The sequence below is a fragment of the Paenibacillus sp. Y930 genome (assembly GCF_056786375.1).
The window spans coordinates 223,301-237,750 of the sequence record NZ_JBXCIX010000003.1 but is presented as its reverse complement, the minus strand read 5'-3'; the positions used below and the strand labels follow the sequence as shown (position 1 = coordinate 237,750).

The 14,450-nt window shown below is 36.1% G+C and carries 12 protein-coding genes; 10 read left to right on the top strand and 2 right to left on the bottom strand.

The window, feature by feature from the left end; all coding sequences use genetic code 11:
• The first annotated feature begins 17 nt into the window (after nucleotides 1–17).
• The 10 genes from AC1TO5_RS10075 to AC1TO5_RS10030 all read left to right on the top strand — a co-directional run bounded on the left by AC1TO5_RS10075 (nucleotide 18) and on the right by AC1TO5_RS10030 (nucleotide 9,984).
• Entirely contained in the window at nucleotides 18–2,789 is a 2,772-nt protein-coding gene (locus AC1TO5_RS10075) for a hypothetical protein (RefSeq protein ID WP_482062679.1), read from the top strand.
• A 124-nt stretch (nucleotides 2,790–2,913) separates the two neighbouring features.
• A complete protein-coding gene (locus tag AC1TO5_RS10070) occupies nucleotides 2,914–3,738 on the top strand; it encodes a hypothetical protein (protein WP_482062678.1) in 825 nt (274 codons plus the stop codon).
• 79 nt (nucleotides 3,739–3,817) lie between these two features.
• Nucleotides 3,818–5,473, top strand: a complete 1,656-nt coding sequence (locus AC1TO5_RS10065) for an Mbeg1-like protein (RefSeq protein ID WP_482062677.1) — start codon at nucleotides 3,818–3,820, stop codon at nucleotides 5,471–5,473.
• A 31-nt stretch (nucleotides 5,474–5,504) separates the two neighbouring features.
• Nucleotides 5,505–5,882 carry a stalk domain-containing protein gene (locus tag AC1TO5_RS10060; protein ID WP_482062676.1) on the top strand — a complete coding sequence of 126 codons (378 nt, stop codon included), beginning with the start codon at nucleotides 5,505–5,507 and terminating at the stop codon, nucleotides 5,880–5,882.
• 9 nt (nucleotides 5,883–5,891) lie between these two features.
• On the top strand, nucleotides 5,892–6,248 hold the full coding sequence (locus tag AC1TO5_RS10055) for an avidin-fold protein (RefSeq protein ID WP_482062675.1): 357 nt from the start codon (nucleotides 5,892–5,894) through the stop codon (nucleotides 6,246–6,248).
• Nucleotides 6,249–6,409: 161 nt separating this feature from the next.
• Nucleotides 6,410–7,369, top strand: coding sequence for an ABC transporter ATP-binding protein (locus tag AC1TO5_RS10050; protein ID WP_482062674.1), 960 nt, complete (start codon nucleotides 6,410–6,412; stop codon nucleotides 7,367–7,369).
• Complete coding sequence (locus tag AC1TO5_RS10045; protein WP_482062673.1) at nucleotides 7,362–8,111, top strand: ABC transporter permease; 750 nt, start codon at nucleotides 7,362–7,364, stop codon at nucleotides 8,109–8,111. The genes AC1TO5_RS10050 and AC1TO5_RS10045 overlap by 8 nt, the downstream gene beginning before the upstream one ends.
• A gap of 46 nt (nucleotides 8,112–8,157) precedes the next feature.
• Nucleotides 8,158–8,538 carry a GntR family transcriptional regulator gene (locus AC1TO5_RS10040; RefSeq protein ID WP_482062672.1) on the top strand — a complete coding sequence of 127 codons (381 nt, stop codon included), beginning with the start codon at nucleotides 8,158–8,160 and terminating at the stop codon, nucleotides 8,536–8,538.
• A 7-nt stretch (nucleotides 8,539–8,545) separates the two neighbouring features.
• On the top strand, nucleotides 8,546–9,247 hold the full coding sequence (locus tag AC1TO5_RS10035) for an ABC transporter ATP-binding protein (RefSeq protein ID WP_482062671.1): 702 nt from the start codon (nucleotides 8,546–8,548) through the stop codon (nucleotides 9,245–9,247).
• Nucleotides 9,241–9,984, top strand: a complete 744-nt coding sequence (locus AC1TO5_RS10030) for a hypothetical protein (protein ID WP_482062670.1) — start codon at nucleotides 9,241–9,243, stop codon at nucleotides 9,982–9,984. Before AC1TO5_RS10035 ends, AC1TO5_RS10030 begins: the two co-directional genes overlap by 7 nt.
• A gap of 128 nt (nucleotides 9,985–10,112) precedes the next feature.
• On the opposite strand, the gene AC1TO5_RS10025 is transcribed toward AC1TO5_RS10030, so the two are convergent.
• Both AC1TO5_RS10025 and AC1TO5_RS10020 read right to left on the bottom strand, forming a co-directional pair.
• Nucleotides 10,113–12,131, bottom strand: coding sequence for a stalk domain-containing protein (locus AC1TO5_RS10025; protein ID WP_482062669.1), 2,019 nt, complete (start codon nucleotides 12,129–12,131; stop codon nucleotides 10,113–10,115).
• Between the two features lie 189 nt (nucleotides 12,132–12,320).
• Nucleotides 12,321–14,435: a stalk domain-containing protein gene (locus tag AC1TO5_RS10020; protein ID WP_482062668.1), complete on the bottom strand. Its 2,115-nt coding sequence runs from the start codon at nucleotides 14,433–14,435 to the stop codon at nucleotides 12,321–12,323.
• Nucleotides 14,436–14,450 lie beyond the last annotated feature (15 nt).

The window sequence follows — 14,450 nt, the reverse complement described above, 5'->3', positions numbered from 1 at the left end:
GAAATTGGAGGATGAATGTGAGAAGGATAACTTTGTATGGAATTACTTTTGTACTTCTCCTGTCATGTTTTTTTGACGGATATATAAAAGTTAGTGCTGCAACTCAACAAATTGAAGAACAAATTAAGCAAGCGAACGATTTTTTGAAAGATAAAATGAATTTTGAATCTAATGTATTTAAGAGCACATCATTTTCGGGAAAAGCAATCAATGACAAATTAATTCTGGATGGAGGATCTGATTTTGGTCACTTACCTGTCTTTGTATATGGTAAAGCAAGGGATGGAGCGATAGAAGGAACGAAGTATGGTAATGATGATCGTGTAGAAGATGATCAAGGTGATTTAAGAGCTATAGGATTTTCCATTCGAGATAAACCTTATCCTAATCCAAGCTTTCATATTGATAGCGTAGATTATGTTAGGAGATGGATCAAAGAACCTTGGGATCTGCCTACTAATAAAAAAACCAGTATAAAGAAAGAACTAGCTTCTGATAATAAAAATGATACACATACATCGCAATGGTTAGACTATCAACCTAACACTTTTGCTTCTTCCTATAGTGTAATGAATCAGTGGATGTCATCAGCTGCCTTTTTACCAGATACAATTGAATCACTAACAGGTGATCGTAAATTATTTAATAAAAGCATCGAAAATGTGCCGAATGCGATTAAGTCCAATCCAGAAGATTATATTTATATGGTACAGCCACCCACTTATAATTCATGGGGGATTGGGATTGCCTTTTACTATTATGGTGGTAATGGTGCAGATAGTATAAATAAGCCGAACTATTATTTATACTATGAATATTTTAGGTATAAGCCATTTATGTTATTGGCGAATGATATATCAGCAGCGTTCGAAAAGTTGCCAACCAATGCTAATGCGGGTGATAAGGTTGAACTATCTATCGTTTTGAATTCTACATTCAAACAGACACAAGATACAGATTATCTCTGGACGATTAAGCCAAGCAATGGTGAATCATTACAGGTAACTTATTCAGGCCATGGAGTGTCTGACAAAGGCAATATAACACTTCCTACTGAAGGAGAAAGATTGTTAAAGGCGAGCTTTCTCATGCCTAAAAGCGATGTAAAAGTTCAATTTAACGTGAATACCACAGAAAAAAAACCAGTGGAAAGTAATTTTACTAACAATAACTTAACAACAACCATTCGTCATCTTGAACCAGGACCTGCTCTCCAATCAGAAATAGAATTAGATTATAATGTTCTATCGAAGCAATTTGCCTATAAGATTAATGGTGGAAATAATATTTCTGCCTCGATAACTAAACAAAATAATTGGACTTGGACAAGCAATACAACAGGTAACTTAGATGTTGATTCTGCAAATAAGGACTTATTTCGTAATCTTACAATAAGTAATAATCCAACGATTAATGATGATATGCTCACTATTAATCGTACTCCTGTTGCAAATTTCCAAGTATTGCGAACTGATTTTGGTGATGATCCGGTACAAGGGAAATGGTTAAGTTGGTCTAAGCCATCTATAGCCAAATTAAGATCAGGTCAATTCTTATCTAGTGGATCTATTATGCGAAATTATGAAGCTAGTAATCGACGTTGTTGGACAACAAAAGATGATGATGGAAATGAGTCTGAAGAATGCGAAACCTATACTACAACTGGTTCAACAAGTAGTTCATTTCCTAATAAGACCGATATCTTGAATGTTGGCGTTAAGATTTATAACGGGATGAAAGAGTTACCCGATCTCACTTATGATAATAAGATCGAAGGAAATTCAACGAATACCGCTCTGAAAAAGTTATATTGGAAGAATGAAAAATATCCATATAACGTAGTAAGATGGATGGCACATGAGGATGTATCGGGTAAAAAGTTCAATTGGACACCTGTTACAGGGCAGTACATAAGATCATTTACTCATCAAGCAAGTGGTGAACTTGAATGGAAAGTGAATTCATCATTAGTAAATGTATATAAGAAGAGCAGAGATGCTGCAAGCAAGAAAAACAGTGCCCAAAGTGATTATGATATGGCAGTATTTGCGACGGATAAGGAATTACAGGAAAACCCGTATCCTATTAAATCAGGTTATTACTTTAATCCTGGAGGTGAATATACATTTACGATTGAAACGGAGATGTATAAACAATCTACGAGTGCAACGAAGGATCATGAAGAGTTAATCAATAGTATTATCGATTCAATCAGTTATGAAACTAATCTTGTTTACATTAATAACAATAAAGACGCTGTTAATCTAAGTAACAAAAAACTCTCACAAAAAGGGAATATTCCGATTGCTGAAACAGCTGTTATAACTAGAGATCAACCATACGGTGTGAATGGTATTAAGTTATTTCATGTTGATGAAAAATACACGAAACAAACGAATATTATGACTGCAACCCACGAGCGTAATGGAACTCTCAGCAAAGAGTGGAAAATGGTACTGGAAGGATATACTGAATCCAAAACTCAAAGTAGTAATATACAATATGATTATGCTGAATATGTGAAGTCAGGTCAGCCGACCATGTATCGTGTTAATGAATCAACGACTGTTACAATAAAGATTGGTGCAGAGAACGGTTCTAAGCTATACACGCATTCCAATATGCCTAACGGAACGTACAATATTCGAGTTCGAATAGATGATGTTTCTTTATCTGGTAAAAACTATGCATATAAGACATTGCCGACAATTAAAGGACTAGATCTAGGTAACAGCAATGATATAGAAATTACGGTAAAAGGTTCCATGTATGATGATTTGAACAGCTAATCAAGGCTCAACATAACCATTTTAAAATATCGGTAAATTTATTAAAGGCGGATGATGAAAAGTCATTTTCATCATCCGTCTTATTTTTTTACTAACTATCTATTACATGTATTGAGGTGAACTTATGAAAAGATCATTCAGTAAGAGAGTGATATTTGTTGTTCTATTGTTGCTTATGATGCTTACTAGTACAGCATGCTCTAACAATAAAGAGGACAAAAAAGCATTAGAACAGGCGTTATATGAGAAATACGGTGAAGAATTTGTCGTGAAAAAGTTAGAAGGTGGATCAGGCACCTATGATGATAAAACGCTAAAGGGCTATGCAGAATTAAAGAGTGATCCTCGTCTAGCATTTCCAGTAGAGATCGCGAAGGATCATAGTGTTGTATACGATCAATATTTGAATGTAATGGTTGCAGAAAATATACGAGGAGATATAACGGGGAAGGCGAGAAAGTATTGGGACTCGGCAAAAGTAAGTGTAAGTAATGATACGCTTTACGCCTATCCTACAGAAACAGATAAGGATATGAGTTACGAACAATTTTTAGAGTACCATCCATACAATGTTTTACTTGCGACCATATTTGTGAATATTGAAGACTATATGGATGAAAATGGGGATATGGATGAGGTTAAAGAAATTGAAAGATACAGAGCTCTAGTTAAGGATTTCCAAGACAAAAAATATGTTAGTAGTAGCATCTATTTTGTCTATTTATCTGACGGTGCATATCAACGTTTTGATGAAATTTATGAAAAAGAATTATACCCTAACAACATATATAGAGAAGAACAAAATATGGAGGGTAAGTTGAATTTTATTACACGTAACTTAATAAAAATTGATGAGAATGGGGAAGTAAATCTTAAGGATGAAGAGATTACTGAATTGTTTCAAAAATGGCGTGTGGATAGGATGAAATATCTAAAGTCTAAGGAGTAAGCCAAGATGATTAGTATTAGATAAAGGAATTATATATCCAAAGTGATAGGGAATTATCGAGGATAAGGGAGGTAAGAGAATGAATGAGATCGACGATATTACATTTCAGCAATTATCGCAACTAGTGTATCTAGATGTTAAGACTGAAAAGACAGAAAAAGAAGGGATTTCTGATTACGATACGTTGAAAGAAGTCGATTTTAAAGACTTTATTGATTACTACTTAAGTGAAAAAGGATTGCAAGAATTGAAAGAAAGATATCCTGACAAATGGACTGATGATTCAGGTGCTACGGATGGATTAACTCCCTTAAGTGACGCTGAGGAAATTGAAAAAATGCTATTGGAACTAAAAGGGGATCCAATTGTTAGTGACTGGAAAATTACAAATATCCAACCTAATACGTCAACAGGCTTTGCGGCATTTACTGTTGAAACGGATACTAATGATAAAATTGTTGCTTTCAGAGGAAGTGAAATGCCTGAAACCTGGAAAGACGGTACTGCAATAATGGATTGGGTTAACAATTTTCTTAGTTCAGCTACTGATCGTGATCCGCAACATTTAGAAGTAGAGAAATATATGAAAAACATGCTGCAAGACTCACAAATCGATGGAGGTATTTATTTTACAGGTCATTCACTTGGCGGTAATTTAGCTTCATTTGCTAGTATGGTACTTGATGTAGAGCTTAGAGAAAAATTGCAAAAAGTCATTACCTTTAACGCACCCGGCTTCACCGATAGAGTTAGACGAGAATTCGACGATGAGATTAATGGCATGATAAATAATGGCATCATTAAAGAATATCGCTCCGTTGGTGATGTGGTCCCGTCATTTTTGTATGTACTTACAGAGGGGATCTATATAGATGTGAAAGCACATAGATCCGAAGGACTTGCTAGTCATAGTATGCTATCAATGAAAATTAATGAAACTACAGGAGAATTTCAACAAGCTGATATTCAAGGTTTCTCCAATACTCCTAAGCTAATTAATGTCCTAACTCAAGGCATTTCTTCTAAAATATCACCGTATAATCAATTTTCTTTACAACAAATAAGTAGGATCATAGCAGATCAATGGTCGATTAAAGATTTATTTCGTGATTTAAAGCAACTCATATCATTGGGAAATCTCTTCGAAAATAGAAAAGAATGGGGAGATTATTTAACGAATGTATTTATTCCATACGTTTATGATCAATTAAAAGTTGTAACTACAACAGCGATTAATGAATCTGCTGCATTCATTAAACAGAAAGCTATTGAGTGGAAGGCGAAGATTATTTCAAATGTAGCTCAAATCACTTCCAGTGGACTAGAAAAAGCAAAAACAGCAACGGTAAAAGTGGCTCAGACGATGGTAGCAGGTGCAATGGTATACAAAGGGACCAAGAAGATATTAACTGACATGACAGGTTTATTAAAGCTAGTAAAAAATATACGCAATGAACGAGATGATGTTTTATCTTATTTTAAGAAGGGATATAAAAAACAACTAGAATATACCCCTCAATTTGCACATCATTTTCCAGAATCCTCTGTTATTTCTGCTCGCAAAGCAGTTGAGAAGCAATATGAAGTGGCAGTCACTTACTTGAATCAGCTAGATAAGCTACTTACACAGTTAGCGACGCATGTACAGGAGGCGAATGAAACCTATAATATGTTAGAAAGTACGGTGAAAAAATCATTCAGGATTTCGCTTAAAAACGTCACTCTGTTGAGATAATAAATTATTGTAGAAAGAAGGATGAATTTATATGAATAAGAAGAAGATTTACCAAAGAAGTTTATGGCTTGGAATGGCGTTACTATTGCTGTTAAGTAGTGTACCTGCATCTGCTGCTTTCTCACTACGTGTAGTTGTAGATAATACGAGAATCTGGTTTCCAGATGCAGAGCCATTTGTTGATAACAATCAACGTACAATGGTACCGATTCGCTTTGTCAGTCAAGCATTAGGAGCAATAATTAAGTGGGATCAAGCGGTAAGTACTGTATACATAACAACAGGCAAGCCAGCTGTGGAAACTAACGGTGAAACGAAAACTGTAGGTGAATTTACAGTGCCTAAGAAGTTAGTTGCCCATGAAGATGAATATGCTGGTCAGGAAGCTGTATTTTTTACATTAATTTAGTGGGAGGTGTTGACTATTCACACAATTAATTACGATAGAAAAACATTTGTATCGATAGAGAACGCAGACAATGGTGAAGTTACGAGTGAGACAGTATTTAAGTATAGACAACAGGATCGAATGGTTTGGGCGGATTATTCAGGTGGTGAGATACTACTAGGTCACTTAGTTGGAACGGTTGATGATAGTGGAAAACTTGATATGAGATATCATCATATTAATGAAAAGGGTGAATTAATGACGGGTGTATGTAGTTCAACCCCTGAGCTACTAGTTGATGGGCGAATAAGAATTTATGAAAGCTGGCAATGGACATGTAAAGATCAATCTAAAGGACAATCAATAATAGAAGAAATAAAAACATAGAAGCGGTATAAATAAACTCAAGTATTTTACAGGGCTACTGCAAATGTCACACTCAAATCCACTTTCAAAAAAAGGTGGATTTTTTTGTCGCGCCTATTTACAAATGATAATCACTAGTGTACTATTTAACTCATACACTAACATGCGAAAGGCGGTATATTGTGAATCAAGTTGAAAATAACAAAGATAATATTATTTTAACGGTAGACCAGCTGACTAAGAAAATCGGTAAGCAAACACTTGTCGATCAATTAAGTTTTCAAGCTCGTAAAGGTGAGATTGTTGGTTTGCTTGGTCCAAATGGTGCAGGTAAAACTACGACGATTCGAATGATCGTTGGACTGATCAAAATGACGAGTGGCGATGTGTTCATTCAGGAGAAAAGTATTCGGAGCCAATTTACAGAAGCGATTAGACATGTAGGGGCAATTGTCGAAAACCCAGAGTTCTATTCTTATATGACGGGTCTAGATAATTTGAAGCAATACCAAAGAATGTCTGAAGGTGTTACCGAAGAAAGAATGCAGCAGGTAGTAAAGCTTGTTGGACTAACTGATGCGATGAACAAGAAGGTGAAAGCATATTCTCTTGGCATGCGTCAACGTCTAGGAATTGCACAAGCACTGCTGCATAATCCGAGTATCCTAATTCTCGATGAGCCTACGAATGGTCTTGATCCAGCTGGTATTCGTGAGATGCGTGATTATTTGAAGCAGATTGCAGCGGTAGAGGGGATCGCAATTCTAGTATCAAGTCATCTGCTATCTGAGATGGAGTTGATGTGCAGTCGTGTCGTAGTTATTCAGCAAGGTAAATATGTAACTGAGCAATTACTAGCGGATAGTGCTAGTCCTATCTCAAATAATGAGGGTGTTAAGCTAATGATTATCGTTGATAATACAGAATTAGCAGCCTCAACGATACATTCCTTACCATCGGTTAACGTGCTAACTGTTAATGTGGAAGCGCAAAGTATAATTCTACAAACGAAGAATGAGGCTGTACCTAGTATTGTACGTGCTCTTAGCGAGCAAGGCGTCGGACTATATCGGATAATTGAAGAAAAACAAACGCTTGAAGATGAATTCTTGAAATGGACTGGAGGTGGCCAAATTGTTTAGCTTTATGAAATTGGTACACAATGAATCACAAAAACTCTATAAGAAAAAAAGCTTTTTCATTGCATATGCGCTAATAGCAATTATGGCAATCACTGCAGCAATCATCATTAATCAGACGATATTACGAGAAAATATAGGTGTAACTGATTATGTGAATCTCATATTAGGTCTAAATGGATTTGGCGTAATTGTTGTATTGATTGCTCTGATTTTTACTTCAAGTATTGTAACGGTCGAGCATCAGCTTGGTACGATTAAGTTTCTATTAATACGTGCTCATTCACGCTCCACTATTCTAGCATCAAAATATGTAACATTAATTTTTTATATCATTGCACTAATGTTATTTACTACAATCATTGCATTAATTATGGGTTTATTGCTACTTGATACGTCCAATCTTTCTATAACGCTTGTTTTGCAAAATATTGCGAGCACATTTATATACACGATGATATATGCAACGCTAATGTTCATGTGCGGAGTCTTAACCAGATCAATGGGAGCTACGATTGGTATTGGTCTAGCACTCACCTTCTTAGAAAGTCTTTTTGTTATGTTGTTATCTCGATATGAATGGGCAAAGTATACGTTATTTCTAAATACAAATTTATCAGCTTATCTTAATGATGGAGCACCTATGGAAGGTATGACATTAGGTTTTTCAAGTATAATGATTGCTCTATATTTGGCACTGTTTCTAGCGATTTCATTTACTGTATTCAACAAACGGGATATTTAATCAATGCTGGATTTCCATTGACTTAGGGAAGGGAGTGCAACGTTATATGGCAATCGAATTTGATAATAATCTACCCATTTACTTGCAAGTGATGGATTATATTAAGAAGCAAATTATTGCGGGTCATTTGAAACCAGGGGATAAAATTATATCTGTTCGCGAAATGGCTACAGAGCTGCAAATTAATCCGAATACGATTCAACGTACATTTCAAGAGCTTGAACGAGAGCTGATTGTTGAGACTAGACGCGGATTAGGAAGATATGTAACAAGTGAGGAGACTAAAATTATGGAGATCAAAAAAGATATGGCAAGCAATCTTTTAGATCATTTCATTCAAGGAATGCAAGAGCTAGGCTTTGATAATGTTGATATTGTTAAAATTGTAGCTCATGCAGTGAATGAATCCAATGATGAACAGGAGTGAGGAACGAATGAAACCTTTATTAGAGTTTCGTGATGTCGTAAAGAAATATGGAGCAAAGACGGCAGTCAATCAGGTTTCTTTCCAAATACAACCTGGTAAAATTGTTGGTCTTCTTGGTAGTAATGGTAGCGGAAAAAGCACGATGATGAAGATTGCTGCAGGTATTACACATCCCACTTCAGGTCAAGTCCTCATTGACGGCATAGCAGTTGGCATTGAAACGAAGGTTATCACTTCTTTCATGCCTGACAGTACATTAACAGAAGACTGGATGAAGGTAAAAGACGCGATAGCGTTCTATCAGGATAATTATGCTGATTTTGATCCAGCGAAAGCGAAAGATATGCTAGATTTTATGAAACTGAACAATAATGATCGGGTGAACACATTATCCAAAGGGATGAAAGAACGTTTGCAATTGACATTAACCTTATCTCGCAATGCTAAGCTATATATGCTAGACGAACCAATCGGCGGGGTTGATCCAGTTGCAAGAGGGAAAATATTAGATGCGATTGTTGAATATTATAATGAAGAGAGTAGTATAGTTATTTCTACACACTTACTCCAAGATATTGAACGAATATTTGATGAAGTGATTCTTGTGAAGAACGGTAAGCTGCTTTTGCAAGACGAGGTTGAGAACATTCGCATCAATCAGAAGAAAAGTATTGATGAACTGTTCAAGGAGGTCTACGCAGAATGTTAAAACTGTTTAAGTATAATTGGTTGCGAAACAGTACTACCTTCTATGCAACGATCACTGTACTACTTCTATTTCAAGCAGCATTAATGATTTCCGTAAACTACTGGAATGCAATAGATAGCTTAATATTCGCTTTGAGCGTGTTCGGTTTTACTACTGGAGCTCTATTATTGTTTATTCAAGTTAGTAAGACCTACAGTAATAACTTGAAATCTTATAATCGAAGATTACTGCCAGTTTCACCATTGAAAGAAATAGGTGCATTATTGTTGCTGCAACTCATATATGTTGTAGTGTTTACTGCCATTCTAGTAATGGTGTACTCGATTCTGCTTCCTATGATCTCTTTTATCGATATGAATTATATATGGAATACGTTTGATAAACCATTACTAACAATGGTATCTCTAGTCTATGGGTTATGGGCATCAATTAGTTCAATCATCTTTGTAATGCTTGCGATTGCAATTTCTTTCTGCTTCAAGTCGAGATATCGTGTATGGATTGGTATTGTATCGTTCAGTATTATAGTCGGAGTGATCTCATATATTTCTGAACTTCTCTTTGGTAATAGTAGTAGTGCTGGGACAGAGGGGATTTCTACCTCACAAGAAATAAGCTTCTTCGTATACCAAGGTGGGACGAAATGGGTTCCTTTTGAAATAGGTTTTGATGTTATTACGACGCTGTTGGCTATATATGCGATGACCTATCTAATGAACAAGAAAATAGAGTTATAACCAAAAATTCCTCCTTCATAATATACCACCTCTCATTCCATGTATCATTTTCAAAAAAATGTTCGGTTTATGTAATGAGAGGGTATGGAGGAAGTAGGAAATTTATTATGAGTTATGCTAGTAGAAACTTAATTGCTTGTTAATGAAGGTAAGGGGAGAAATAGCAAATTAAGTGGCATATTGCTACCAGGTGATACTAAAAATATTAAAGTCACGGATTCCTGCTTATTGCCAGTACGATGTAAGAAACCAGCTTCTGTAGGCCCTTGTAGAATGCTATTACTTAGAATTTCTACTACTTTATCGTTAACGATAAATGATCCGCCATAATGTCCGCCACGAGGATTCAAGACAATCGCAGTATTAGGTGCAACATCAAGCTGTAGCTTGTATAATACTCCGCCATTACCCCAGTTCGTTACGGATTCACCTGTTATAGCATCAATACCTTGTAGCAACTGATCATAAGCTTTGTCGCCTTTGTCACCTAAAATTAATTTATCAGCACCATTTGCGCCAAGAACTTTATCTGTTGTGATCACTCGATTACCATTGGCAAAAGTACCACGAACATGTTTCGTATCAAGTGCACTTTGCTGTAATGTAGTAAGTGCTGTGATTGCATTGGTTCCTTTTTCAGTAGTCATTAATGTGAATTTCAATGGAAGTTCTTCACTCACCGTGTACTCTGCGAAAATGGTCATCGTTTGATTCTTTTTAAGTGGACTCAGTAGTCCATCTGGAATAAGTTCTACAGATTCTCCAGGTTGAATTTCTATTCTTTCTGCAGGTTGATTATCTAATAGTTGTCCAAGATAGCGTTTAACGGCAGTTTTACCACTTGTAGTTACATATGTTGCAGGACCAGCGGGTGCGAAATTATTTATATCGATATAAGCAGTTTCGGAGTTTTCATTCGTTACGATGAGATGTAATTCAAGATCTTGCTCGGCGCCATTTTGTTTGTGAATATTGAATCTTACTCTTCCACTAAGTGTATCCGTATAATCAATAGCAGGACCTAATAACAGCTCAGGACTATTTGTACGTGTAATCGTAATATCTTCTGGTGTTATCGTATAAGGAATTGGAGCAATACCTAAAGCAAGACTAGAATCGATAGGAAACTTGTTACCGATACTTGTGAAATTTAGATAGAACTGATCTTTGGAATACAATACTTCATCTACTACTGTAATATCTTTACTCGTCGTGGAACTAAGGCCATCTCCATCTTGAACGGTTAATGAAATCGTATATTTTCCTGGAGTAAAGAAAGCCGGTTCATTACCAGTCCAACTGTTAAGTCTAATGGCTGTATCATCTGTACTTTTATTCGTGTATATGACAGGCTCACCTAATTTATAAGTATCTTTATCCGTTACAAATGCTGCGATAGGAGCTTCATTAGGTTTTAATACGTATATAGTTACCGTATATAGATCACCCCAAACACCGCGCTCATCCTTAACTCTGCGAGTAATTACGTGCTCTCCTGGCTCATTATAGATTGTTTTTTTACCAACCCATTCTTCGTCTACAATAGCAAAACCGTGAAGGCTTGAGGAATAGTCAGTGATGGTGACATTCGTTTGACCAGCGATAATCGCGTATTCATTAACAGTAAAATCAGCTCCTGGGACAGATTCCCAATCGAGTGTTACTGTTTTTCCCTTTACTGATATTTTACTACCAGTCATATCTGCCCAAGTTCGAATAGAAACCATTAAGTTACCATCTTTCGTGTAGGCAGCTCCAGCTGATTGGAATTTTCTATCGTTATATGTAGCATCAGAAGATCCTTGCTTGAATGAAATTTTACTATTTTTGTTAGAAGCAGTGGATGATTTTGTTGTTGGATCATAACCTACTTTGAAACCGTATAATTTGGAAATTGTTTTGAATTGAATATAAGATACTCCTTTAATCACACTAATCGGTACATCAGTAGTAGTCTTCTTACCATTAAAGGTAATGATATTACTACTCATGGTGAATACAATTATATCTCTTCCAGTTGTTTCAATATTGCTATCAGCATAAGCAACTTGAGGGTTCCACAAGCTTAATGCACCTGATAGCATTAGTGAAATAATTCCGAGTAGTGTTAACGATGTTGTCATAGCGTTAAGTAATTTTCTCATCATAGTTTCTCCTTTTTTTGTTGGAATAGTAGACTGATTTTTTTACCATTTTTTTCATCCATACAGTATAACGATGTAAGGTGAATAATAGTTGCGGTATAGAAATAAAAATAACTAGAGCCTCGCTAGTTAGCATTAGCTAACCAGCGAGGCTCTAGTTTGTCATTCTAATTAAAGGCTCTTAACTTTAATTTACTCTTGGATAGTCTCAGTTGTTTCTGTTGACTCAGTTGTTGTGTCTGTTGTTGAATCGGTTGTTGGTTCAGTTGTTTCAATTGTCTCAGTAGAATCTTGATTGTTTGTTAATGAAGGCAAAGGTAGGAACAGCAGATTAAGTGGCATATTGCTACCTGGAGATACTAAGAACATCAAAGTTACTGATTCCTGTTTGCTTCCAGTACGGTGCAAGAAGCCAGCTTCTGTAGGACCTGTTAGAATGCTATTGCTTAGCAGTTCTACTACTTTATCGTTAACAATAAATGAACCACCATAATGTCCACCACGAGGATTCAAGATGATCGCAGTATTAGCGGCAACATCAAGCTGTAGCTTGTACAATACTCCGCCATTACCCCAGTTCGTTATCGCTTCACCTGTTATAGCATCAATACCTTCTAGCAACTGATCAAAAGCTTTTTCGCCTTTGTCACCTAAAATAAGCTTGTCAGCACCATTTTCTCCTAGTACTTTATCTGCTGTAATTACACGATTACCATTCGCAAATGTACCGCGAACATGCTTCGTATCGTGCTCACTTTGTTGTAATGTAGTAAGCGCAGCAATTTCATCTGTATCCTTTTCAGTAGCTACTAATGTGAATTTCAATGGAAGATCATCACTTACTGTATATTCAGCGAAAATAGTCATCGTTTGATTCTTTTTGATTGAACTCAATATTCCATCTGGAATAAGGTCTACAGATTCTCCTGGTTGAACCGCGATTCTTTCAGAAGGCTCATTATCTAATATTTGTTGAAGATAGCGTTTTACAGCCGTTTTACCACTAGTTGTTACATACTTTGCCGGACCAGCAGCACCGAAATAATCTTTATCGATATAAGCTGTTTCGGTATTTTCGTTCGTAACAATAAGATGTAATTCAAGCTCTTGATTGGCGCCATTTTGTTTGTGTATATTGAATCTTACTTTACCACTAAGTGTATCGATGTAATCAATAGCAGGGCCTAACAGCAGCTCAGGGCTATTCGTACGTGTAATTGTAACTTCTTCTGGTGTTATCGTATAAGGAATTGGAGCAATACCTAAAGCAAGACTAGACTCGATAGGGAACTTGCTACCGCTGTTTGTGAAATTTAGATAAAATTGTTCTTTCGTATACATTACTTCATCTAATACTGTAATTTCTTTGCTTACCGTGGACTTAAGTCCAGGTCCATCTTGAACGGCTAAAGTAATCGTATGTTTACCTGGGGTAAAGAACGCAGGTTGGTTGTTACTCCAAGTGTTTCCAGTGATAGCCGTATCATCTGTACTTTTATTCGTATATATGACAGGTTCACCCATTTTATAAATATCCTTATCGGTTACGAATGCTGCGATGGGAGCTTCGTTAGCTTTTAGTACATTGATAACTACATTGTATGGAGCACTCCAAATACCGCGCTCATCTTGAACCCAATGCGAAATCGTATATTGTCCTGGTTCATTATAGACCGTTTGTTTGCCAACCCATTCCTCTGCAATGATTGCATAGCCGTAAGGACTTGAGGAAGAATCAGTAATTGTGACATTCGTTTCACCGGCAATGATGTTCTTTTCATTAACGACAAAATTAGCTGCTGGTGCTGAATCCCAGTTAAGTGTTACTTGTTTCCCTTTTACTGATATTTCACTACCAGTCATATCAGCCCAAGTACGAATAGGTACCATTAAGTTACCGTCTTTCGCATATGGTGCTCCAGTAGCTTTGAAATATTTACCGTTAAGGGTAGCATTAATAGAACCTTGTTTGAATGAAATTTTCTTGTTTTTAGTAGAGGCAATTGATGATTTCGTTTTTGCATCATAACTTACATTGAAACCGTATATTTTTGCAATCGTTTTGAACTGAATGTAGGAGACACCTTTAATAACACTAATGGGAATGTCGGTAGTTGTATTAGTATTGTTAAAGGTAATCTTCTTACTGTCCATTGTGAACACAACAGAGTTTTTTCCAGTTGTTGCAAGATTGCTCTTAGCATTAACTACCTGTGGATTTAACCAACTTGTAGCGCCTGTTAACATTAGAGATAACATGCCCAATAATGCTAATCTTGTTGTCATAGCTGTAAGTAATTTTTTCATTTTGTTTCTCCTTTA

Coding starts and splice junctions, on each gene's coding strand:
- AC1TO5_RS10030 (WP_482062670.1), top strand. CDS start 9,241: ATGTTAAAACTGTTTAAGTATAATTGGTTGCGAAACAGTACTACCTTC.
- AC1TO5_RS10020 (WP_482062668.1), bottom strand. CDS start 14,435: ATGAAAAAATTACTTACAGCTATGACAACAAGATTAGCATTATTGGGC.
- AC1TO5_RS10070 (WP_482062678.1), top strand. CDS start 2,914: ATGAAAAGATCATTCAGTAAGAGAGTGATATTTGTTGTTCTATTGTTG.
- AC1TO5_RS10060 (WP_482062676.1), top strand. CDS start 5,505: ATGAATAAGAAGAAGATTTACCAAAGAAGTTTATGGCTTGGAATGGCG.
- AC1TO5_RS10040 (WP_482062672.1), top strand. CDS start 8,158: ATGGCAATCGAATTTGATAATAATCTACCCATTTACTTGCAAGTGATG.
- AC1TO5_RS10035 (WP_482062671.1), top strand. CDS start 8,546: ATGAAACCTTTATTAGAGTTTCGTGATGTCGTAAAGAAATATGGAGCA.
- AC1TO5_RS10065 (WP_482062677.1), top strand. CDS start 3,818: ATGAATGAGATCGACGATATTACATTTCAGCAATTATCGCAACTAGTG.
- AC1TO5_RS10025 (WP_482062669.1), bottom strand. CDS start 12,131: ATGATGAGAAAATTACTTAACGCTATGACAACATCGTTAACACTACTC.